Below are 22,871 nucleotides of genomic sequence, written 5' to 3' on the forward strand. Positions count from 1 at the left end.
ACGCCACCTCCACCACGGCCTCATCCGGGGCCGGGGCCGCCACCGGGACCTCCTCGATCCGCAGATCCCCGGCCGCATACGCCACCACCGCCGCACCAGAAACCCGCAGCGCTGTATCTTCGGTCCCCTGAGCCACTGTTTCGATGCCCATCAGACCACCACCGTCATTCCACCATCGATAAAGATCGTCTGCCCGTTCACAAAGTCCGAGCCCTCCGAGGCCAGCCACACCGCCGGACCGGCCAGGTCCCGGACCGTGCCCCACCGGTGCGCCGGGGTCCGGCCCAGGATCCAGGCATTGAACTGCTCATCGTCCACCAGGTTCTGCGTCATCTCCGTATGGATATAACCCGGGGCGATCCCGTTGATCTGCAACCCGGAGCCCGCCCACTCCGCCGTCATCGCCCGGGTCAGGTTCCGCAGCCCACCCTTCGCCGCCACATACGGGGCGATCGTGGGCCGGGCCAGATCCGTCTGCACCGAACAGATATTAATGATCTTGCCCTTCCCCCGCGGGATCATGTGCCGGGCCGCCTCACGCCCCACCAGGAACGCGCTCGTCAGATCCGTCCTGATCACCCGCTCCCAATCCGCAACATCGAGCTCCAGCATCGGCACCCGATGCTGGATCCCCGCATTGTTCACCAGGATCGCCAACGGCCCCACCTGCTCCTCCACCCACAAAACACCCCGCGCAGCCTCGGTGTCTTTAGTGACGTCAAATGCAATGCTGTGCACCTGCCCGGGGGCGAAGTCCGCAGCCATGGTAGTTTCGGCTGCCTTGAGCCGCTCTTCGTTGATCCCGTTGAGGACCACGGTGGCCCCGGCCTCCGCCAACGCCCGGGCCAGGGCGTTGCCGATCCCCCTGCTCGAGCCTGTCACCAAGGCAACCCGCCCCGTCAAATCAAAAAGTCCACTCATGGTGCAGCTGTCCCTTTCGTTGCGGTCTCCGCAGGTCCCGCGATATTGGTGTTGTCGCTCAGATTCGAAATGGCCTGGCGGACCACGGCAAGGTCCTGGTCGCCAAGGCCCTGGCGCTTGAGCTCCGCGTAAAGTTCGACGCAGGCGGTGGCCATCGGTACGGCAGCGCCGGCCGCACGTGCTGATTCGAGCACAAAGGACAGGTCCTTATGCATGAATTTCGCCGGGCCTGTGGGTGTGTAGTCCTTCCGGACCAGGCGCGGTCCCACGTTCTCCAGCACACGGCTGCCCGCAAGGCCGCCGGCGAGGACGTCGAAAAGCGCCGCCGGATCCATCCCGGAGCGCTCGGCGAGCTCGGCCGCTTCGGCGAGCGCCGCCGTCGTGGTTACCACAATGAGCTGGTTGCAGGCCTTGGCGAGCGACCCCGCGCCCAGGGGGCCTATGTGCCTGACGGTGGTTCCCATCGCGTTGAAGAAGGGCTCGACCCGCCGGAAGTCGTCGGCGGTACCGCCGGCCATGATGGCCAGTGTCCCGTCGGTTGCGCCCTTGGTGCCGCCGCTGACCGGGGCGTCCACTACGGCGGCGCGGCCATGGCTTGCCTCGTGTACCCGGAGCCCGAAGTCCTGGACCTTTGCCGGTGAGACCGAACTTGTGACCACCACGGTAGTGCCGGCCTGCGGCGGCGTTTCATCCCAGCTCGCCAAGAGCCCCGCCGAAGCCTCTTCGATGAAGGACAGGTCCGGAAGCATAAAGGCGATGATTGGCAGGTCCCGCAGGGATGCAACGTCCGGCGCTGAGTGGCCGCCCTGCGCCACAAGCTCCTGCAGGGGTCCCTCGGATCGATTCCAGGCGGTGACCGCCCAGCCGCCGCGGACCAGATTGACCGCCATCGGCAGCCCCATCAGCCCCAGGCCTACAAAGCCCGCTGTTCTGTCTTCCATAAATAGGCCTCGACTCACATCGTTGTGTGGTTAATGAAGGGAAATCTGTCCAATATCCTAGCCGCTATTCAGTATGATGAACACTATGACGACTCTAACCACCGTCGCGATCGCCGTCCCGCTCGAAGCAGAGCTGGTGGAGCGCATCCGCGCCGTAGACCCCTCCGTAACTGTCCTTTACGAGCCGGACCTGCTTCCGCCGGAGCGTTTTCCGGCCGACCACTCCGGGGATCCGGACTTCAAAAGGACCCCTGCGCAGGAGGAACAGTACTGGGCCATGCTCAACCAGGCGCAGGTGCTGTACGGCCTGCCCAACGAAAGCCCCGCGGGCCTGGCCCGCATCGCACGCGAGAATCCACGGCTCCAGTGGGTCCACGCCATGGCCGCCGGCGCCGGCGGTGCCGTCAAGGCCTCCGGGCTGGATCAGGAAACCCTCCTCAAATTCAAGGTGACCACCTCCGCCGGCGTCCATGCCCTGCCGCTGGCAGAATTCGCTGCCCTGGGGATCCTCAACGGCTTTAAGCGCAGCGCCGAGCTGGCACAGGACCAGGCCGCCAAGGTGTGGCCCGAGCTTCGGACCCCCACCCGCTTGGTCAGCGGGTCCACGCTGGTAGTGACCGGCCTGGGCGAAATTGGCCTGGAGACGGCCCGGATCGCCCGCGCCCTGGGCATGACTGTCAGCGGCACCAAGCGAACCGTTGAGCCGATCGAAGGAATCGAGCAGGTTGCCGGCAACGACGGACTGCCCGGGCTGCTCGCCACGGCAGACGCCGTCGTCAACACCCTGCCCGGCACGCCGTACACGGAAAAGCTGTTCAACCGTGAGGTGTTCGCCGCCATGAAGCCGGGAACGGTGTTTGTGAACGTGGGCCGCGGCACCGTGGTGGACGAGGACGCCCTGCTGGAGGCCCTGGACAACGGCCAGGTCTCCTACGCCTGCCTCGATGTCTTCGCCGTGGAACCACTCCCCCAGGACAGCCCGCTGTGGAACCACCCCAAGGTTATGGTGTCGCCGCATACCTCGGCGCTCAGCGCCGCGGAGAACCGCCTGATCGCGGAACGCTTCAGCAGCAACCTGCGCACGTTCCTCGACGGCGGCGAGCTGCCCCATCTGGTGGACCCGGTCCACTTCTACTAAGGGGCACTGCCGCAGCAGCACTAGCGGCGCCCAAACAACAGCCGGCACAGAAATAGGCGGCCTCCCCAACCGGGGAGGCCGCCTATTGCACTAATGGAGTGCCTAGCTGGCGTCCTCCGTAGTCAGGAGATCGCGGCCGACAGTTTCCGGAGTGAAGAAGGTGGTGACGAAGGAGATGAGCGCCAACACCAGGGAGTAAATGGACAGCACCAGCCACGAGTGGTTAGTGGCGGCCAACAGAAGGGCACCGAGCAGGGGCGCGAGACCGCCGGCCAGCACAGCCGAGATCTCGCGGCTCATAGCCACACCCGTGAAGCGGTACTGCGAGCCGAACAGCTCAGGGAGCAGCGGGCACTGCGGGCCGAGCATCGACTGCACGCCGATGGCGATGCCCACGGCCATGACGATCCACACCAGGGTGACATTGCCGAGCGTGACCAGGTAGAAGGCAGGAAACGCGATGATGGCCTGGAACAGAGCACCGTAGCGGTACACCGGGACGCGTCCGAAGCGGTCCGACAGAGCGCCGAAGGTGACCACCAAGACAGCGGCGAATCCTGCGGCAATCAACAGGCCCACAGGGCCGATGGAGTTGTTTCCTGCGAACACTCCGGCCGGCATGCTCATGAAGGAGACCAACAGCGCCGAGTAGATCGAAGAGTTGCCGTTCTCGCCCATGCGCAGGCCGATGCCAATGAGGACGTTCTTCTTGGAGTGCCTCCAGAGCGCGCTGATCGGGTTCTTGACCACGTTCTTGTGCTTCTCCAACTCCTGGAACGCAGGCGTTTCCTTGAGCTTGAGTCGGATGAAGATGGCAACGGCGATCAGGATGAAGCTGGCAAGGAACGGCACCCTCCAGAGCCAGCCCTGCAGGACGGACTTGTCCGCCATGGCGATGAGTGCGAACGTTCCCGCACCCAGCAGAGTGCCGAGCTGGATGCCGACAAACGGAAGCGAGGCAAAGAACCCACGACGGCGGCGCGGTGCGACTTCCGAGATCAGGGTGGTGGCGCCGGCCTGCTCTGCCCCGGCCCCGAGACCCTGGACAATCCGCAGCGTCACCAGGAGGACCGCGCCCAGCATACCTGCCTGCTCGAAAGTGGGCAGCAAGCCGATGGCGAAGCTTGCCGTTCCCATCAGGGCGATGGTGAGGATCAGGACCATTTTGCGGCCGTAGCGGTCGCCGATGTAGCCGAACACCAGTCCACCGAAGGGCCGTGCTGCAAAGCCGACACCGTAGGTGGCGAACGAGGCAATGAGGGCACCCTCCGGACCCAGCGGCGAGAAGAACAACGGTCCAAAGATCAAGGCCGAGGCGAGGCCGTAGATGTAGAAGTCGTAGTACTCCAGTGCGGAGCCTACTGAGCTGGCAAGAGTTGCCCTTCGCAGCTGCTCCGGATCGACGGCGGCGCCGTCCACGTCAGTCTGCGGTGATTTAGTACGAGCTGTCACAAGAACTCCCTCAAAAACACTCCAGGCCCCCGTTGGCCTAGTGGGATAGCGAGGACACCCCGTGGCGTCGATCACTATATTGAACAGAGTACAGCAAGTTGAACACGGAGCAAGTGCTTGCCGGATATTTGTTTACAACCGGGGTTATGAACGTTGGGCCGGCCCGTCACGGCTGTGCGCTCAGCCCATGGGGTTACCCAGGGACCGCGCCAGCTCGTTCAGTTCCTTGACCATCTGGGAACCCTGCTCCGCGGAATATGTGGCCTTAAGAGCCGTGACGGACAAGCCAAGGCTAGGGCCGTGGGCGCCGCGCGTCGGCACCGCCACAGCGAGGCAGACTACTCCCGTAGTGGATTCCTCATCTTCGAAGGCATAGCCCTGTTCCCGGATGGTGGTCAGTTGTGCCTTCAACTCGGCTCCGGTGCGGAGAGACTTCGGGGTCAGGACCGGAAGTTCAACGTCATCGGAAAACATTGCGTCGACGTCATGGTCATGAAGGCGGGCGACCAGGGCCTTGCCCACGGCACACAGGGATACCGGCATCTTGTCGCCGATATTGGACGTCAGGCGGACCGCCGGATGCCCCTCGTAGCGGGCCAGATAGATGACGTTCGTTCCGTCCAGCATGGCGATGCGTACCGTCTCCCCGGAAAGGGTCGGCGCCTGTTCGCAGAACCGGTAGAATTCCTGCACTTCATCGAGCCGGCTCAGATATGCAGCACCGAGTTCCACGAGCTTCCGGCCGAGCGTGAATTCGGCGCCGTGACGGCTAATCAGCCTGGCTTCTTCCAACGCCAGCAACAGGTTGGACGTGGACGACTTGGGGATACCCAACTCGCGGGCCAGGTCGCTCAGCGTCAGCCGTCCAGTAGCAGAGGCTGCCAGTGCGTCCATGACGGCGGCGGCACGCGTGACCGCCGGCGCCGGTGACGTACTCCCCAAACCTTCGGAGGAGCGGGGGGTGCGGGAATCGGCCATGATTCTCCTTCGATCGGCACGCCGGGGCGCTTCGCGTAGATGCGTTCATTCTGCTGAACAGTAACCATCATAATGGCTTATTGATGATTCGGGGCCTGAGTCAGGGCGCCGTCCGCCGCACCTTGCAGGACTGTTCGCGTGGCATTTGTTTGTTGCGGGAAGTTCACGGTATATTCATTTCAGACCCTCCACCGCGGCATCCCCCAATAGTCGCGGTGGAGGGTTTTCCAATGCCCAAATATGCTCTGGACATCTGCCGCCGAATTCAGGCGGCGTCTACCACGGCCTCCCTCAGCCTCCAGCCGCCGCCGAGTCCGTCGCGCTCCAGCATCATGGTTGTCAGCGCGGAATGCGGATTGTGGCCCAGGCGCACCTGGACCTGCAACACTTCAACGTCCACACGACCCAGCCCCTTGGGCATACGGCGCTCCGCCTCCCACCAACTCACGCGCTCAAACCATCTCACTGCGTCGGCACCCACAGCCCATTCTCTGCCGCTGATGACTACCGCCGTCGGGCTGCCGTCATGGGCCATCTTCACCACCACATATTCCATAGCGGGAACACTAAGGACAGCCACTGACAATATTGCGACTTGGCCGAATCGCATCTGACAGATGGGGCCCATGAGGGAATTCCTGCCACGCGGATACTCGACCCCAACCACACTCATGCGACGGCCCTACGCCCCGAACCGCTCATGGCAACAAAAAACCCGTTGGTCCCGGCCAGTGGGCCAGGAACAACGGGGTTTGGTAGTGGGTCCTACCGGGATCGAACCGATGACATCCACGGTGTAAACGTGGCGCTCTACCAGCTGAGCTAAAGACCCAAACTGCAGGTTTTTCGCGCCTCAGCGCGTCAACCAACGAACATAAACTCTACCTGACGGTCGGGAAGAAAAGCCAATCGACGCATCGTCTCCGTCATGGGTCAAGATCGGGGAGTTCGGCGGCGAGCCAGGTCAGTGCCTCGCTGACGCCTGCGTGCAGCTTGATGGTGGCGTACTGGTCACCCCGGGTGTCGCCCCTGTTGATGATCACCACAGGTTTGCCATCCTTGGCCGCGTGACGGACGAACCGCAGTCCGCTCATTACTGTCAGTGATGATCCTGCAACAAGTAAAGCGGCGGCGCGGTCCACCATCACGTAGGCGTCTTCCACGCGCTCCTTGGGCACGTTCTCGCCGAAGTAGACAAAGTCAGGCTTAAGCGTTCCGCCACAGGCGGGGCAGGCAGCGACCACAAAACTGCTGATCAGCGCCGTGTCCTCAACAGTGGCATCGGCGTCGGGCGCCATTTTCACCAGGCCGGACGTGGTGGCGCGCGCAAGGAAGCCGGGATTCAGTTCTTCGAGCACCTCCGCAAGCAGGTGGCGGGTGTACGTGCGTTGGCAATCCAGGCAGACCACCCGGTCGTAACGGCCGTGGAGGTCAATGACATTCCGGCTGCCGGCATCTTCATGCAGCCGGTCCACGTTCTGCGTGATCAACCCGGTGAGCAGGCCCCGCCGTTCCAGTTCTGCCGCCGCACGGTGCCCGGGGTTTGGATCCGCGCGCCGCAACTTGGACCAGCCGATGTGGTTCCGTGCCCAGTAGCGCTGGCGGTTGGCGGCCTCGCGCACGAACTCCTGGTAGGTTATGGGTGAACGTGGCACGGCGTCCGGCCCACGGTAGTCCGGAATGCCCGAATCGGTGCTCAGCCCTGCGCCAGTCAGTAAAGCCAGCTGCCTGCCAGACAACAGCTCCCTGACGCGTTCCAGTCCTTGTAGATCCGCGCTGGACAGCGCAGCAGGGTCAGCGGCCGGCAGGCTCGCGAAGCCCGTCAGGCCGATGCCGTGCGGCTGCTGGTCCATGCGGCGTCAGCTCTGTTCCAGGCCTGCCAGAGCATCCTGGTAGTCAGCGAGCTCGCGGGCCTGGCCACGCGGATTCACCACAACGTAGCGGATTGTTCCGGTTGCATCGATGATGAACGTCCCGCGCCCAGCCATGCCGCTCTCCGGGTCGAAGACACCATACTCACTGGCGACGGCGCCGTGTGGCCAGAAGTCGGCCAGAAGGTCAAAGCCGTAGCCTTCTTTCTCGGCATACGCCCGCAGGCTGAACTTGCTGTCCACGGACACCGCCAGGACTGTGGCCCTTGCATCTTCGAACGCGGCAAGGTTGTCTCTGATTTCACAGAGCTCACCGGTGCAGACACCCGAAAATGCAAACGGATAAAATACCAGCACAACGTTCTGGCCGCGGAAAGTGGACAACCGGACAGGTTCTCCGAACTGGTTCACGAGTTCAAAGTCCGGGGCAAGCTCCCCCACCGCCGGAACAGTCTGTCCGGCTACGGCAAGGGCTGCCGTCACTTGTTCTTCCTGCTAACCAGGCGGGTGGCACTCCAGTCCTTCGACACGCCCGCGGAGGTGGTCAGGTGCAGGCCCGCAGTGGGCGCCGCTTCCTGGATTTCCGCCGGCGAGACATACCCGGTGCGCCCGGACTTTGGCGTCAGCACCCAAACAACCCCGGTTTCACTCAAGGTGGTCAGGGAATCCATGAGGGTATCAACCAGATCCCCATCGCCGTCCCGCCACCAAAAAATGACGGCGTCAGCAACGTCGTGGTCGTCCTCGTCCAGGAGCTCGGACCCTGTCAGGTCCTCAATATCATCACGTAAGTCGAAATCGACGTCGTCGTCGTAACCGAACTCCTGAATCAGATCCCCATTTTTGAAACCCAATTTTTCCGCCACATTTACCGAAGTGGCGGCGTCGGCCTCGCTCACGTGTTCCTCCAATGCCTAATACATGCAATGCGCATAGTGATTTCCATTACTCCCAGCCAACACCCTTTGTGCCTGCGCTTCAAGCTGCCACCACCGCGATTCGCCATATTTTGCGTCACATCCGGCGCTGTCAGCCTGCGTTGCAGCGGCTTTCGTCACACAACCAGTATGACGGCGAAATACAACAGGGACGCCATAGACGCGGCTACGCATCGCGCTGGAGTCACAGCTAGAGTGACTGGTGACAACTATGCCTGCGGGGCGACCGCCTGGAACTCAATGGCAGACATAGGCGTGATAGGACCCTGCCCGGCGCACATGACCGGGCTGTTGTAACCGATACGTCGCACACGTCGCATTCATGCCGGACAGTCACCCTGCCCGGCATGTGGGCGCCGATGCATGCGCGCAAAGAGAGGTTGGACGTGGCTGCAGGAGAAGATACCTCCCATATCCTCAGCGGGTTGACAAACCAGCTGCCTGATCGTGATCCGGAAGAGACCGCCGAATGGGTTGAGTCCCTGGATGCACTGATCAGGGAACAGGGCACGGAACGTGCCCAATACATCATGCGCAGCCTGCTGCAGCGCGCCGGCGCGCAGAGCGTCGGAGTTCCGATGGTCACCACCACGGACTATGTGAACACCATCCCGGTGGACCAGGAAACAGCGTTCCCCGGCAACGAGGAGTTTGAGCGCCGGTACCGGGCATACATGCGGTGGAATGCCGCCATTATGGTGCACCGGGCGCAGCGGCCGAACATCGGCGTGGGCGGGCACATCTCCACCTACGCCGGCGCCGCCACCTTGTACGAGGTGGGCTTTAACCACTTCTTCCGCGGCAAGGACCACCTCGGCGGCGGTGACCAGGTCTTCTTCCAGGGCCACGCCTCCCCCGGCATGTACGCCCGCGCGTTTATGGAAGGCCGGCTCTCCGAGGAGGACCTGGACGGATTCCGGCAGGAAAAGTCCAAGGAAGGCCACGCGCTTTCCTCCTACCCGCACCCGCGCCTCATGCCGGAGTTCTGGGAATTCCCCACCGTGTCCATGGGTATCGGCCCGATGAACGCGATCTACCAGGCCCAGTCCAACCGGTACCTGCACAACCGCGGCCTCAAAGACACCTCGGACCAGCAGGTCTGGGCATTCCTGGGCGACGGCGAAATGGACGAGCCCGAGTCCCGCGGCCTCCTCCAGCTCGCCGCGAACGAGAACCTCGACAACCTGAACTTCGTGATCAACTGCAACCTCCAGCGCCTCGACGGTCCCGTGCGCGGCAACGGCAAGATCATGCAGGAACTCGAAGCGTTCTTCCGCGGCGCGGGCTGGAACGTCATCAAGGTGGTCTGGGGCCGGGAGTGGGATGACCTGCTCACCCAAGACGCCGACGGCTCGCTCGTGAAGATCATGAACGAAACCCCGGACGGGGACTACCAGACCTACAAGGCCGAATCCGGCGGGTTCGTCCGCGAGCACTTCTTCGGCAAGACCCCGCAGACCAAGGACATGGTCGCGGACCTCTCCGATGACGAAATCTGGAACCTCAAGCGCGGCGGCCACGACTACCACAAGGTCTACGCGGCGTATAAGGCAGCCACCGAATTCAAGGGCAAGCCCACCGTCATCCTGGCCAAAACGGTCAAGGGCTACGGACTCGGACCCCACTTCGAGGGCCGCAACGCGACCCACCAGATGAAAAAGCTCACCCTCGATGACCTGAAGAAGTTCCGCGACCACCTGCGGATTCCGGTCACCGACGAGCAGCTGGAGAAGGACCCGTACCAGCCTCCGTACTTCCACCCGGGCACCGATGCGCCGGAGATCCAGTACATGATGGAACGCCGTGCCCAGCTGGGCGGTTCTGTTCCTGAGCGCCGTTCCAAGCACCAGGAGCTCGCTCTCCCGGAAGCAAAAACGTACGAGGTTGCCAAGCGCGGTTCCGGGAAGCAGCAGGCCGCCACCACTATGGCGTTTGTCCGGCTCCTCAAGGACCTGATGCGGGACAAGAACTTCGGCAAGCACATCGCGCCGATCATCCCCGATGAGGCGCGCACGTTCGGCATGGACGCGTTCTTCCCCACGGCCAAGATCTACAACCCCAAGGGCCAGAACTACCTGTCGGTGGACCGGGACCTGGTCCTCGCGTACAAGGAATCGGCGCAGGGCCAGCTGATCCACCCCGGCATCAACGAAGCCGGCGCCGTTGCAGCCTTCACCGCAGCCGGCACCGCTTACGCCACCCATGGGGTACCGCTGATCCCGGTCTACGTGTTCTACTCCATGTTTGGCTTCCAGCGCACCGGCGACGCCTTCTGGGCCGCCGGGGACCAGATGGCCCGCGGCTTCATCATCGGCGCCACTGCCGGCCGCACCACCCTGACCGGGGAAGGACTCCAGCACGCCGACGGGCACTCCCCGCTGCTTGCCTCCACGAACCCGGCAGTGGTCACCTACGACCCCGCCTACGGGTACGAGATGGGCCACATCATCCGGGACGGCATCGAGCGCATGTACGGGCCCGATTCGGCTGACCGGAACCTCATGTACTACATCACGGTCTACAACGAGCCCATCACGCAGCCCGCGGAGCCCGAGGAGCTCGACGTGGAAGGTGTCCTCAGGGGCATCTACCTCGCGGCTCCGGCGAAGATCGACGGTCCCCGGACCCAGATCCTGGCTTCCGGTGTCTCGGTTCCTTGGGCCATTGAAGCCCAGCGGCTGCTCGCCGAGGACTGGGGCGTCTCCGCCGACGTCTGGTCCGTGACGTCCTGGAACGAACTGCGCCGCGACGGCATGGCCGCCGAGGAAGAGGCGTTCCTGAACCCGGGCAAGCCCGCCCGCGTCCCGTTTGTGACCCAGCAGCTTGCCGGTGCCACAGGACCCGTAGTGGCGGTCTCGGACTACATGAAGGCCGTTCCGGACCAGATCCGCCAGTTTGTACCGAACGAGTTCGCCACGCTGGGTGCGGATGGCTTCGGCTTCTCCGACACCCGTGCAGCTGCCCGCCGCTTCTTCAAGAACGACATCCACTCCATCGTGGTCCGTTCCCTTGAACTGCTGGCGCGCCGCGGCGAAGTTGATGCCCAGGCCCCGGCCCAGGCGATCGAGAAGTACAAGCTGCACAACGTCAACGCCGGTTCCACCGGCAACGCGGGCGGCGAGTCCTGATCAACTCCTGCTGACACCGTAAATGAACGACGACGGCGACCCTCACCGAAAGGCGAGGGTCGCCGTCGTCGTTCCCGGCGTTTCTGTACATGATGCCGTCTGTGATGCAGGTCCAACAACGTTGTAGCCTTCGCACAAATGGAGCTTGCCGGGCAGGCACCGTATGCTCGAAGGATGCCAGAGCCAACCACCCCGCCCGTGAAGCGCAAGCCGTCCTCGCGCAGCATGACACCGGAGAAATCCGAAACCCTGAAAAAGCTCCGGGCGAGCGTGGGCCAGCTTTCCACCACCACCCTTCGCCAGCTGGAGAAATCGCTGCCGTGGTATTCACGGCTCAGCTCCGATGAGCGCTCGGCGCTGGGCATGGTGGCGCAGAACGGCATCGCAGCGTTTGTCACCTGGTATGAGCGGCCCAGCTCGCCGTCGTGGATTCTCTCCGACGTTTTCGGGACGGCCCCCACGGAGCTGACGCGTTCCATCAGCCTCCAGAAGGCGCTCCAGCTTATCCGGATCGTGGTTGAAGTTGTGGAAGACCAGGTGCCGGTCATCGCCCCCGAAGCTGACCAGCCCTCCCTCCGCGAAGCGGTACTGCGGTACTCACGGGAAGTGGCTTTCGCGGCGGCGGACGTCTACGCGAGGGCCGCAGAATCCCGTGGTTCCTGGGATACGCGGCTGGAAGCGCTGATCGTGGACGCCATCCTCCGTGGCGAAAATACGGACGCACTGCGGTCCCGGATCGCCGCGCTGGGTTGGAAGGCACAGGAGAGGTTCACTGTTATGGTGGGCAATTCACCGTCTGAACCCAGTGCCAGCTACGTCAGCGAACTGCGCCGCCTGGCGGGCCGCTACGCCGAGGATGCGCTGGTGGGTATCCAGGGCGACCGGCTGATTCTGATTCTTGGCGGCGTCCAGGACCGGGAGACCGCGTACCTGAAACTCAGCGAAATGTTCGCCCCCGGGCCGGTGGTCTACGGCCCGGAAGCCGGTTCCCTGCTGGAGGCGAGCGGATCAGCGCAGTCGGCCTTTGCTGGCCTGACCGCTGCGAGGGCGTGGCCCGCCGCTCCCCGGCCAGTAGCCGCCGACGACCTGTTACCCGAACGCGTCATCTCGGGTGACGAAGCTGCGCGCCGCTCTCTGGTGAAGAACATCTACCGCCCGCTTGTCGCTGCCTCCAACGGGCTGGTCGAGACCCTGGGCACCTACCTGGAGTTGGGTCATTCCCTCGAGGCGACTGCCCGTGAATTGTTTGTCCACGCCAACACCGTCAGGTACCGGCTCAAGCGCGTCTGCGACGTCACGGGCTGGGATCCGCTGCTTCCTCGGGAGGCGTTTGTGCTGCAGGCGGCGTTGGTAGTCGGCCGGCTTTCGGCACCGCCAAAAGCACCGACAGAGCGTCATCCGGCGCGGAATCAGTCCTGAGTCGTTGTAGACTTCCTACAATCTGACCCCTTGAGCTTGGTGCAGACAAACACCCCTGGATGACCCCGTAATTTGGAAAGCTGGATACGTGCTTGCAATAGTCTGCCCTGGACAGGGCTCACAGACCCCGGGTTTCCTGGCCCCTTGGCTGGAACTGCCTTCGGTAGCAGGCCATTTGGCCTCCCTCAGTGAGATCGCAGGCATCGACCTGACCGCCCACGGGACTACCTCTGACGAGGACACCATCAAGGACACTGCCGTTGCGCAGCCCTTGATTGTTGCCGCCGGGCTGGTCGCCGCGAAGTCGCTGTTCGACGTCGAACTCGGCACGCTTCCGGTGATCCTTGCCGGTCACTCCGTTGGTGAAATCACTGCCTCGGCACTCGCCGGCGTGCTCACGGAGCAGGAAGCCATGACGTTCGTCCGTGAACGCGCCAACAGCATGGCCGCCGCCGCTGCCGTGACCCCCACCGGCATGAGTGCCGTGGTGGGCGGGGACCCTGCAGAGGTTCTGGCCGCCATCGAGGCCACCGGGGCCACACCGGCAAATGTCAACGGCGCGGGCCAGACCGTGGCAGCCGGAACCTTTGAACAGCTCAAGGCACTGGCGGACAACCCGCCAGCCAAGGCCCGCGTCATCCCGCTGAAGGTGGCCGGCGCGTTCCACACCTCACACATGTCCCCCGCCGTGAGCGCCCTTGAGGCGCTCAGGCCGGGCCTCAAGCCGCAGAAGCCACAGGTGCCCCTGCTGTCCAACTTTGACGGACGGGAAGTGACCGACGGCGATGCCGCCGTCGAGAGCCTCATCGCGCAGGTCTCCCGGCCGGTCCGCTGGGACCTCTGCATGGAAACACTCGTGCGGCGCGGCGTCACCGGTGTCATTGAGCTGGCCCCGGCCGGTACACTGGCGGGGCTCGCCAAGCGCGGCATGCCCGGCGTCAAGACCGTTGCAGTCAAAACGCCGGACGACCTCACGGCCGCACTGGCACTCTTCGCAGAACTGGAGGGAAATGCATGAGCGTTCCCACGCTGAAACAGGTTCCCGTCAATGAATACAGCCGCATCCTCGGCCTCGGGGTATTCCGGCCTGACGTCATCGTCACCAACGACGACGTCTGCCAGTGGATTGATTCCTCGGACGAATGGATCCGGCAGCGGACCGGCATCGTGACCCGGCACCGGGCCGCCGCCGACGTCAGCGTCATCGACATGGCCGAGGGTGCTGCCCGGGAGGCCCTGCAGCAGGCAGGCATCGAAGCCTCCCAGCTGGGCGCCGTCATCATTTCCACCGTCACCCACCCGTACGCCACGCCGTCTGCTGCCGCCGCCCTGGCTGACCGCATCGGTGCGACGCCGGCACCTGCCTTCGACATCTCGGCCGCCTGTGCCGGGTACTGCTACGGCATCGCCCAAGCTGATGCCTTGGTCCGTTCCGGCACCGCCACCTACGTGCTGGTGGTTGGCGCGGAGAAGCTTTCCGACGTCATCGACAACCGGGAACGCACCATCTCCTTCCTGCTGGGCGACGGCGCGGGTGCTGTTGTCATCGGCCCCTCCGACACTCCCGGAATCGGACCCTCAGTGTGGGGTTCGGACGGCAGCAAGTGGGACGCCATCGGCATGACGCGTTCCATCCTCGATGTCCGTGATCTCAGCATGGCTGCCCGCCAGTCCGATGAGTCCGGCGACTTTGCACTGCTCGAGGAAGCGCAGGAGCTCTATCCCACACTCCGCCAGGACGGCCAGACGGTCTTCCGCTGGGCTGTCTGGGAAATGGCGAAGATGGCACAGCAGGCCTTGGACGCCGCCGGCGTCAAGGCCGAAGACCTTGTTGCGTTCATCCCACACCAGGCCAACATGCGGATCATCGATGAGATGGTCAAGAAACTGAAACTTCCCGAATCCGTCACGGTGGCCCGGGACATCGCCGATGCCGGAAACACCTCGGCGGCCTCCATTCCCCTGGCCACCCACCGCCTGCTCAAGGAAAACCCTGAGCTCAGCGGCGGCCTCGCACTCCAGATCGGCTTCGGAGCCGGGCTGGTCTTCGGCGCCCAGGTAATCGTCCTTCCTTAGGAACACCCCCAAAACAGGCCGCATCCGCGGACTGCAGCGTTTCCGGCACCCCCTGCCGGCAATAACAAGAAAAGGAGCCATCAATGGCTAGCAACGAAGAGATCCTGGCCGGCTTGGCAGAAATCGTCAACGAAGAAACCGGCCTTGCCCCCGAGGCTGTGGAACTGGACAAGTCCTTCACCGAGGACCTGGACATCGACTCCATCTCCATGATGACCATCGTGGTCAACGCCGAAGAGAAGTTCGGCGTGCGTATCCCGGACGAAGAGGTCAAGAACCTCAAGACCGTGGGCGACGCCGTCAGCTTCATCTCCGGCGCACAGGCCTAACCACGGATTCAGCCCCTTATGGCTGACTGGGCTGCCGGTCCGTGCTTACGCCGGACCGGCAGCCCACCACATTTTTCGGCAGCCAGCTGCCCTACACGCGGGACCCCGCCGGATATCCGGATACGGCCTGCCCACCGACAGAGAGTGATCCAATGACACGCAAAGTAGTCATTACCGGTCTGGGTGCCACCACGCCCATCGGCGGCGACGTACCCACCATGTGGAACAACGCGCTGAAGGGGGTCTCCGGTGCCCGCACGCTGGAAGACGAATGGGTCGCCAAGTACGAACTGCCGGTCCACTTCGCTGCCCGCTGCTCCACGCCCGCCCTGGAGGTCCTGAGCCGCGTGGAGGCCAAGCGGATGGATCCGTCCACCCAGTTCGGCGTCATCGCGTCGCGTGAAGCCTGGGCCGATTCCGGCATCACCGAGATTGACCCCGACCGCCTTGCGGTCGCCTTCGCCACCGGCATCGGCGGCGTTTGGACCCTGCTGGATGCCTGGGACACGCTGAAAGAAAAAGGCCCGCGCCGCGTCCTGCCCATGACGGTGCCGATGCTGATGCCCAACGGCGTCGCCGCAGCCGTAAGCCTCGACCTTGGCGCCCGTGCCGGCGCCCACACCCCGGTTTCGGCCTGCGCATCGGGCACCGAGGCCCTTCATTTGGGCCTGGAGCTGATCCGCTCCGGCAAGGCCGACGTGGTCATGTGCGGCGGCGCCGAGGCAGCCATCCACCCCATGCCCCTGGCCGCGTTCTCGTCCATGCAGGCGCTCTCCCGCCGCAACGACGACCCCCAGGGCGCCTCACGCCCTTACGATCTGGGCCGCGACGGCTTTGTAATGGGCGAAGGCGCAGGCGCGCTGGTGCTCGAAGCCGAGGAACACGCCATTGCCCGCGGCGCCCGCATTTACGGCGAACTGGCCGGCACCTCCGTGACGGCTGACGCCTACCACATCACCGCCCCGGACCCCCAGGGCCTGGGCGCCACCCGGGCGCTGAAGGCGGCCATGTTCGACGGCCGGATCCAGGCTGAGGACGTTGTCCACGTCAACGCGCACGCCACGTCCACGCCGGTAGGTGACAAGCCGGAGTACACGGCCCTCCGCGCGGCGCTGGGGAACCACCTCGACGACGTCGCAGTGTCCGCCACCAAGTCACAGATGGGCCACCTGCTGGGCGCGTCAGGTGCCGTGGAGGCAGTACTCACCGTTCTGGCCGTGTACCACCGCAAGGCCCCGGTCACCATCAACCTTGAGAACCAGGATCCGGAGATCCCGCTCGACGTCGTCACGTCGGCGAGGGATCTGCCGGCAGGCGACATCGTGGCGCTGAGCAACTCGTTTGGCTTCGGCGGCCACAACGCCGTGATCGCTGTCCGCAGCATTTAGCAGCAACGCGGGAACAGCAAGTACCCCAGACACAAGCAGAGGCCCCGCCACGTGGCGGGGCCTCTCCTTTTGCTATGGAGCGCGCATTCCGATCCGGCGCTTATGCCGGGGCAGCGGACCGGAAGTACGACAGAGTGCTGTCCGACGGCGTCAGCCGACCTGGTGCAGCCAGCGGACCGGTGCGCCTTCGGCTGCATGGCGGAACGGCTCGAGTTCCTCGTCCCACGCCTCGCCTAAGGCTAGGGAAAGCTCGTGGTACACGGCAGAGGGATCTCCGGCGCCCGATTCGTAGGCGTAACGGATGCGGTCCTCAGAGACCATGATGTTGCCGTGGACATCCGTGGTGGCGTGGAATATCCCCAACTCGGGGGTATGCGACCAGCGGCCGCCATCTACGCCCTGGCTCGGCTCTTCAGTCACCTCGTAGCGCAGATGGGCCCAGCCGCGAAGTGAGGAAGCCAGCAGCGATCCGGTTCCCGGGGTTCCGGTCCAGGAGAGCTCGGCGCGGAACATTCCGGGCGCAGCAGGCTGAGGGGTCCACTCAAGATCCGTCCGCTTATCCACGACGGATCCAATAGCCCACTCAACGTGCGGGCACAGTGCTGTAGGGGCTGAGTGAACAAACAGCACACCACGGGTCATTGCAACAGACATTCCATCCTCCATAGCTGTAGGTACGTCTTCCCCAACGACCTCTGCCTGGATGAAACTGCCCGGTACTTATGTTCCAGCGGCGGTGTTCCCTGCCTGATTATTAAGCTGTGTCCGGACTTGCGAATGACGCGCGAAGCGAAAGAGCTTCAAGCGAAACTTGAAAGTTGCCGGACGTGACTCTTATTGTGCCGTACACCGCGTAATTACGCCAGTGCGATTCGCCACAGGTGACACGGTCCTGCAATTACCCCGCGTTGCCGGGAGTCCCCGGCTCTCAGGCCCGGGGATGGGCCTGCTGGTAGCTGCTCCGTAGCCGCTCAACGGACACATGGGTGTAGATCTGCGTGGTGGCGAGGCTACTGTGACCCAGGATTTCCTGGACCGCACGAAGATCGGCCCCGCCATCGAGCAGGTGCGTTGCCGCACTATGCCTCAGCGCGTGCGGACCGGTTGCTGAAGTGTCGCCCAAAGCTTCGAAGAGTGCGTTCACCACGGTCCTGACCTGACGCTGGTCAACACGGCTTCCTCTGGTGCCCAGGAAAAGTGCCGGTCCGCTCTGCCCGGTGGCCAGGAGCGGCCTGGCCCTGCGTAGCCAGTCGTCAACGGCCACGGCGGCCGGGACGCCATAGGGAACCGTCCTTTCCTTGTTACCCTTGCCGACAACCCGCAGGGTCCGGCGGTCCGGGTTGAGGTCGTCCACATCCAAGGCGGCCAGCTCCCCCACCCGCAGCCCAGTGGCGTAAAGAAGCTCCACCATGGCCCGGTTGCGCACCGGCACGGGTGACCCGTCAGCCGCGGCTGCCGCCAGACTGTTCAGCAGCCTGAGGAGTTGTTGGGACTGCAGCACCCCTGGCAGTGACTTTTCCGGCTTGGGAGCCCTGAGACGGAGGGCAGGATCGGTCTCGATAAGTTCTTCCCGCATGGCCCACGTGGTGAAGGAACGCGCTGTGGCCGATCTCCTCGCAAGGGTGGCCCGGGATATTCCGGCCTGGCTCTGCGCCCCGAGCCAGCGTCGGAGGGTGCCCAGCTCCAGGCCTGGCAGATCCGTGACACCCTCGGAGGCCGCGTATTCCAGAAGGCTTCGAAGATCGGACAGGTATGCCCGAAGTGTATGCCCGGACCGGGCCCGCTCGGCGGTCAGGTATCTGCCGAAGTCCGCAAGTGCCTGCTCGAACGCCCGCGACAGTTCCTGATTATCCACTCTTCCACTGTCCCAGAAGTCCGCGGGCATTCCCGTGCCGGACACAGGCAACTACCCGGATTCCTTGGCCCGTATCCAGCCGCCCCTTTCTGAAGCTGCCAGCCCCAGCAGGCCTAGCCTGCCTAACCCGGCCCGGACGGAGTCCGCACTGAGGCCTGCAACTGCGCAGAGCTTGTCCACCGACGTGGTGGACCGCAGTGGCAGGGCGTCAAGAAGGATCAGGTCCTCCAAGGTAAGTCCGTCATGGTCAGCCACATGTGCGTTCCCGGGCTCCGCTAGCCCCAGGCCGCTAGGGGAGGCTAACTCGGCGATCTCCGCGGCGTCAGTCACGCAGACAGCGCCGCCATCCCGGAGCAGCCGGTGGCAGCCAGCGGAGTTGGCGCTGTGAACCGATCCCGGCACAGCTCCCACCGCCCGGCCAAGGGTCTCCGCGTGGTGGGCCGTATTCAGGGCACCGGACCGCCAGCGGGCTTCCACCACCACCGTCACGGCGGCCAGGGCCGCGATCAGCCTGTTCCGCTGGAGAAAGCGGTAGCGGGTGGGCGCCGACCCCGGCGGCACCTCCGCGAGCACCGCTCCCTGGTTGCAGACCGCCCGCAGGAGATCCTCGTTTCCGGACGGGTAGAACCGGTCCACACCACCGGCCATCACCGCGATGGTAGGCACCGCCGCTGATCCCCCGGCCAGTGCAGCCCGGTGCGCGTGGGCATCGATGCCATAAGCGCCCCCGGAAACCACCGTGAAGCCCCGCTGGGCCAGGGAGTAGGCCAGGTCCCCGGTCACCGAGGCGCCGTAGCTGGTGCTGTCGCGGGACCCCACCAGCGCCACGCTCCGGGCCGGGCCGGGAAGCTCCTGTTCCAGGCCCCGCCACCACAGACAGATAGGCTCCTGCATCCCCAGGTCGCCGAGCTGGGCAGGCCAGAGATCGTCCGACGGGACAATCAGCCGGCCGCCAAGGCGTGCCATGGTGGCCAAGTCCCGCTCGGGCGCCAGATCCGGAATGCGGGGCGCCCAGCGTTTGAGGCAGGCCGCCATCCCGGCCCAGCTGGTTCCGGCACCGTTGTCCGCCAGTAATCCGGTGATCTCCCGTTCCAGGTCCGGGCCGGCGGCCGCCTGTCCGGTGGCAATTTTCAGGGCGTCGAGTGCACCGGTGGCCTGCACGAGGGCAAGTCCGGCAGCGTCCTGCGGTTCCATAAGCCGCGACAAGGCGGCCCTGGCGATCCGTTCGTTGTCCATGTGGTCTACTTCCTTCACGCAGCTGCCGAGGCAGCCTGCCGGAGGCCAAGGGCCTGGCCGATGTCGTTGGTGTCGGGCATGTCGCGGTGCGACAGGTCCGCCAGGGTCCACGCCAGCCGCAGGACCCTGTCATAGCCCCTGGCTGTCAGCACCCCCCGCTCCAGTGAGTGGTCCAGTATCCGGGTGGCGCCGGCCGGCAACCGCAGTGCCCCCCGGAGAATCCGGCCGGGCACCTGCGAGTTCGTTTCCATCCCGAGCGGCTGCAGCCGTTCGGCCTGCCGCCGGCGTGCGTCACCGACCCGCCGGGCCACGGCGGCTGTATCTTCTTCGGCGCCCGCCTGGCCGAAGTCGGCCAGCGACACGCGCTCCACCTGCAGCTGGATATCAACCCGGTCCAGCAGCGGACCGGACATCCTGGCCACGTAGCGGCGCCGCATCATAGGTGTACACGTGCAGTCCAGGCCCTTCCCCGAGGCCTTCCCGCAGGGACAAGGGTTGGCGGCAAGGACCAGCTGGAACCGGGCAGGATAGGCCGCCGTGCCAGCCGAGCGGTGGATAACCAGCTCGCCGCTCTCCAAGGGCTGGCGAAGGGCGTCCAGGACACGCCGTTCGTATTCCGGGGCCTCGTCCAGGAAAAGCACTCCGCGGTGGGCCCGGGATGCCGCACCCGGCCGGGGCAACCCCGATCCCCCGCCGATGATGGCGGCCGCTGTGGCCGAATGATGCGGATTCTCGAACGGCGGCCGCCGCACAAGCTGAACGGCGGATGAGGGCAGACCGCAGAGCGAGTGGATGGCGGTGACTTCCATGGCCTCATTGTCGGCAAGGTCCGGCAGGAGACCGGGAAGTCTTTCGGCCAGCATGGTCTTGCCCGCTCCCGGAGGTCCGGTCAGGAGCAGATGGTGTGCCCCAGCCGCGGCCACCTCGAGGGCACGCCTGGCTTCACCCTGCCCGGAGACGTCGGCCATGTCAGGTACGGAGTGAGCCCCTGGTTCGGAATAGCAGTGCCCGGCCTCGTCCTCCGGTTCGAAGTCCAGTGCGAGCTCCTGCGGGTCGGCACCGAACTCGAGCGCGAGCCGCGCCAGCGTGCGGTATCCGCGGACGTTAGCTCCGGGAACCAGTGCCGCTTCGCCGAGATTTGCGTGTGCGACCACCACGTCCGGATAGCCAGCCTGCACCGATGCCATCACTGCCGGCAAGATGCCGCGCACCGGGCGCAGCCGGCCATCCAATCCGAGTTCGGCGATGAAGACCGTCCGTCCAGTGGGCTTGATGTCGTTTGCGGCCCTCAGGACGGCCATGGTCACGGCAAGGTCGAAGCCGGAACCGCGTTTGGGCAGCGACGCCGGGATGAGGTTGGCCGTGATCTTCCGCCGGCTCAGCGGAATTCCGGAATTTTTGGCCGCGGAACGTATCCGCTCCTTGGCTTCGTTGAGGGCGGCATCCGGCAGGCCCAGGATCACAAATGCCGGCAAAGTCTGGCCGATGTCGGCTTCCACCTCGACGATGTACCCGTTCAAACCCACCAGCGCCACGGAGTAGGCCCGGCCCAGCGCCATCTACCCCACGCCCTTGAGGTGTTCCACCAAGGGTTCGCCGGCGCCGTTATCCACCACGGCAATGACATCCACGCGCCGTAGCGGCATCCGGAGCTCCCGGTCCCGGCACCACGCCGATCCAAGCCGATGCAGCCGGGCGAGTTTGTCCGGCCCAACGGCTTCGAAGGGGTGCCCGTAGTCCAGGGAACGGCGGGTCTTCACCTCTGCAATAACCAGGGAGTCCCCGTCAAGGGCCACGATGTCTATTTCACCTTCGGTGCAGCGCCAGTTGCGTTCCACCACCAGCATGCCGAGCGATTCAAGATAGCCGGCCGCGAGCTCCTCGCCGCGCCGACCCAACAGGTCTTTGGATTTCATTTCTACCTCCGCAACCAGCCTGCGGTGGCAGGACAACGGAGGACAGGAGGCTACTGGCGTATGTGGGTAACCCCGGAAAATCGCCCCAATACAGCCGCGCTGTGGAGGAACAGTGGCCGGCGTCAGTTGCCGAGGTCAACATCCTTCGGCAGGGCGAGTTCCTCGTTGCGGGGCAGTTCTTCGACGTTGACATCCTTGAACGTCAGGACGCGGACAGTCTTGACGAACCGTGCCGAACGGTACACATCCCACACCCAGGCATCCTGCAAAGTCAGATCGAAATAGACCTCGCCGTCGGCGCTTCGGGCCTGCAGGTCAACGTGGTTTGCGAGGTAAAAGCGGCGTTCGGTCTCGACAACGTAGCTGAAGAGCCCGACAACATCGCGGTATTCACGGTAGAGCTGCAGCTCCATGTCGGTTTCATAGTTTTCAAGATCCTCAGCACTCATGCTTCCATCTTGCACCATCCAGGGCGCCGCAGTCGCAGCGTCCGCGCCGCGTGAGCCCTACCAGTGCGGCAGGCACCAGTGCGGCAGGGAATCAGAGTTCGCCGCCAAGGAGGTTCCAACTCACCCGGTGGTACGGTGTGGCTCCGGCGGCGCGGAGCGCGTCACGGTGAATTGCCGTGGCGTAGCCCTTGTTGACGTCCCAGCCAAACCCGGGGTATTCACTGTGCAGGCCGCGCATCTGCTCGTCGCGTTCCACCTTCGCAATCACGCTGGCGGCGGCCACGCTCAGGCACTGCATGTCCGCCTTGATCTTGGTGTGTACGGGGGCAGTGCATGCGACGTCGACCGGTGGCTCGTCAAACAGGGAAGGCTGCCCGGCGGGCGAGAGCCAGTTGTGGCTGCCGTCGAGCAACACCACATCTGGGCTGATGCCAGCCGCAAGGATGTCCTGCCAGGCGCGCGTACCGGCCAGCCGCAGCGCAGCAATGATCCCCAACGCGTCGATCTCCCGCGCAGAAGCGTGCCCGACGGCAGACGCAACACTCCAGCGCCGGACCAGGGGTTCCAGCCTCTCCCGTTCGGCGGGGCTGAGCAGCTTGCTGTCCCGCACACCGGCCAGGGGCTTCTGGGTGTGGAGGTCCACGACGGCGATCCCAACGCTCACAGGTCCTGCCAGCGCCCCGCGGCCCACTTCGTCCACGCCCGCCAGGTAGCGGGCACCTTGCGCTTTGAAGGTCCGCTCATGCCGAAGCGTCGGTGCTTTGGAGCGGACACCGGCCGCCTGGCGGGCCGGGGCCTTGACTGAGGCCGTGGCCGGAGCCGGAGTGGCCGGCATC

General features: G+C 64.7%; 22 protein-coding genes and 1 tRNA gene. 7 read left to right on the top strand and 16 right to left on the bottom strand.

Annotated features, from left to right (window positions below; all coding sequences use genetic code 11):
- Window positions 1–150: 150 nt before the first annotated feature.
- Entirely contained in the window at window positions 151–921 is a 771-nt protein-coding gene (locus ACZY1F_RS13745) for an SDR family oxidoreductase (protein WP_463942278.1), read from the bottom strand.
- A complete protein-coding gene (locus ACZY1F_RS13750; protein WP_463942279.1) occupies window positions 918–1,862 on the bottom strand; it encodes an NAD(P)-dependent oxidoreductase in 945 nt (314 codons plus the stop codon). The genes ACZY1F_RS13745 and ACZY1F_RS13750 overlap by 4 nt, the downstream gene beginning before the upstream one ends.
- 73 nt (window positions 1,863–1,935) lie before the next feature.
- Between ACZY1F_RS13750 and ACZY1F_RS13755 the strand changes: the two genes are divergently transcribed.
- The gene (locus ACZY1F_RS13755) at window positions 1,936–3,000 is read left to right on the top strand and encodes a D-2-hydroxyacid dehydrogenase (RefSeq protein ID WP_463942280.1); all 1,065 of its coding nucleotides are present in this window, start codon (window positions 1,936–1,938) and stop codon (window positions 2,998–3,000) included.
- A gap of 102 nt (window positions 3,001–3,102) precedes the next feature.
- Here the strand turns inward: ACZY1F_RS13755 and ACZY1F_RS13760 are convergent, their stop codons facing one another.
- The 7 genes from ACZY1F_RS13760 to ACZY1F_RS13790 form a co-directional block, all read right to left on the bottom strand.
- Complete coding sequence (locus tag ACZY1F_RS13760) at window positions 3,103–4,452, bottom strand: MFS transporter (protein WP_463942282.1); 1,350 nt, start codon at window positions 4,450–4,452, stop codon at window positions 3,103–3,105.
- A gap of 180 nt (window positions 4,453–4,632) precedes the next feature.
- A complete protein-coding gene (locus ACZY1F_RS13765) occupies window positions 4,633–5,430 on the bottom strand; it encodes an IclR family transcriptional regulator (protein WP_463942284.1) in 798 nt (265 codons plus the stop codon).
- Window positions 5,431–5,695: 265 nt separating this feature from the next.
- Window positions 5,696–5,986, bottom strand: a complete 291-nt coding sequence (locus tag ACZY1F_RS13770) for a hypothetical protein (protein ID WP_463942593.1) — start codon at window positions 5,984–5,986, stop codon at window positions 5,696–5,698.
- A gap of 203 nt (window positions 5,987–6,189) precedes the next feature.
- A tRNA-Val gene (locus ACZY1F_RS13775) sits at window positions 6,190–6,262 on the bottom strand.
- Between the two features lie 94 nt (window positions 6,263–6,356).
- The gene (locus ACZY1F_RS13780; protein WP_463942286.1) at window positions 6,357–7,283 is read right to left on the bottom strand and encodes an NAD-dependent protein deacetylase; all 927 of its coding nucleotides are present in this window, start codon (window positions 7,281–7,283) and stop codon (window positions 6,357–6,359) included.
- 6 nt (window positions 7,284–7,289) lie between these two features.
- A complete protein-coding gene (locus tag ACZY1F_RS13785; protein ID WP_463942288.1) occupies window positions 7,290–7,784 on the bottom strand; it encodes a peroxiredoxin in 495 nt (164 codons plus the stop codon).
- A complete protein-coding gene (locus ACZY1F_RS13790) occupies window positions 7,781–8,200 on the bottom strand; it encodes a DUF3052 domain-containing protein (RefSeq protein ID WP_463942289.1) in 420 nt (139 codons plus the stop codon). Before ACZY1F_RS13790 ends, ACZY1F_RS13785 begins: the two co-directional genes overlap by 4 nt.
- A 398-nt stretch (window positions 8,201–8,598) precedes the next feature.
- Between ACZY1F_RS13790 and aceE the strand changes: the two genes are divergently transcribed.
- The 6 genes from aceE (at window position 8,599) to ACZY1F_RS13820 (ending at window position 16,579) form a co-directional block, all read left to right on the top strand.
- On the top strand, window positions 8,599–11,367 hold the full coding sequence (aceE, locus tag ACZY1F_RS13795) for a pyruvate dehydrogenase (acetyl-transferring), homodimeric type (RefSeq protein ID WP_463942595.1): 2,769 nt from the start codon (window positions 8,599–8,601) through the stop codon (window positions 11,365–11,367).
- 174 nt (window positions 11,368–11,541) lie between these two features.
- Window positions 11,542–12,786, top strand: coding sequence for a PucR family transcriptional regulator (locus ACZY1F_RS13800; RefSeq protein ID WP_255482037.1), 1,245 nt, complete (start codon window positions 11,542–11,544; stop codon window positions 12,784–12,786).
- A gap of 88 nt (window positions 12,787–12,874) precedes the next feature.
- A complete protein-coding gene (locus tag ACZY1F_RS13805; RefSeq protein ID WP_463942292.1) occupies window positions 12,875–13,804 on the top strand; it encodes an ACP S-malonyltransferase in 930 nt (309 codons plus the stop codon).
- Window positions 13,801–14,862: a beta-ketoacyl-ACP synthase III gene (locus ACZY1F_RS13810; protein WP_463942293.1), complete on the top strand. Its 1,062-nt coding sequence runs from the start codon at window positions 13,801–13,803 to the stop codon at window positions 14,860–14,862. The genes ACZY1F_RS13805 and ACZY1F_RS13810 overlap by 4 nt, the downstream gene beginning before the upstream one ends.
- A gap of 83 nt (window positions 14,863–14,945) precedes the next feature.
- Window positions 14,946–15,191 (top strand): acyl carrier protein, encoded by a 246-nt coding sequence (locus ACZY1F_RS13815; RefSeq protein ID WP_056335424.1) that lies wholly within the window; start codon window positions 14,946–14,948, stop codon window positions 15,189–15,191.
- A gap of 152 nt (window positions 15,192–15,343) precedes the next feature.
- The gene (locus ACZY1F_RS13820) at window positions 15,344–16,579 is read left to right on the top strand and encodes a beta-ketoacyl-[acyl-carrier-protein] synthase family protein (RefSeq protein WP_463942294.1); all 1,236 of its coding nucleotides are present in this window, start codon (window positions 15,344–15,346) and stop codon (window positions 16,577–16,579) included.
- Window positions 16,580–16,729: 150 nt separating this feature from the next.
- On the opposite strand, the gene ACZY1F_RS13825 is transcribed toward ACZY1F_RS13820, so the two are convergent.
- The 7 genes from ACZY1F_RS13825 to rnhB all read right to left on the bottom strand — a co-directional run bounded on the left by ACZY1F_RS13825 (window position 16,730) and on the right by rnhB (window position 22,870).
- Window positions 16,730–17,233: a DUF3145 domain-containing protein gene (locus ACZY1F_RS13825; protein WP_056349065.1), complete on the bottom strand. Its 504-nt coding sequence runs from the start codon at window positions 17,231–17,233 to the stop codon at window positions 16,730–16,732.
- A 274-nt stretch (window positions 17,234–17,507) separates the two neighbouring features.
- Window positions 17,508–18,434 carry a tyrosine recombinase XerC gene (locus tag ACZY1F_RS13830; RefSeq protein WP_463942295.1) on the bottom strand — a complete coding sequence of 309 codons (927 nt, stop codon included), beginning with the start codon at window positions 18,432–18,434 and terminating at the stop codon, window positions 17,508–17,510.
- 51 nt (window positions 18,435–18,485) lie between these two features.
- Window positions 18,486–19,670: a DNA-processing protein DprA gene (gene dprA / locus ACZY1F_RS13835; RefSeq protein ID WP_463942296.1), complete on the bottom strand. Its 1,185-nt coding sequence runs from the start codon at window positions 19,668–19,670 to the stop codon at window positions 18,486–18,488.
- A 14-nt stretch (window positions 19,671–19,684) separates the two neighbouring features.
- Complete coding sequence (locus ACZY1F_RS13840; RefSeq protein ID WP_463942297.1) at window positions 19,685–21,229, bottom strand: YifB family Mg chelatase-like AAA ATPase; 1,545 nt, start codon at window positions 21,227–21,229, stop codon at window positions 19,685–19,687.
- Window positions 21,230–21,586, bottom strand: a complete 357-nt coding sequence (locus ACZY1F_RS13845) for a YraN family protein (protein ID WP_463942298.1) — start codon at window positions 21,584–21,586, stop codon at window positions 21,230–21,232.
- Window positions 21,587–21,708: 122 nt separating this feature from the next.
- Complete coding sequence (locus tag ACZY1F_RS13850; protein ID WP_111909356.1) at window positions 21,709–22,035, bottom strand: DUF2469 domain-containing protein; 327 nt, start codon at window positions 22,033–22,035, stop codon at window positions 21,709–21,711.
- 91 nt (window positions 22,036–22,126) lie between these two features.
- Window positions 22,127–22,870 (bottom strand): ribonuclease HII, encoded by a 744-nt coding sequence (rnhB, locus tag ACZY1F_RS13855; RefSeq protein ID WP_463942597.1) that lies wholly within the window; start codon window positions 22,868–22,870, stop codon window positions 22,127–22,129.
- Window position 22,871 lies beyond the last annotated feature (1 nt).

This window comes from Pseudarthrobacter xylosi (assembly GCF_055412765.1).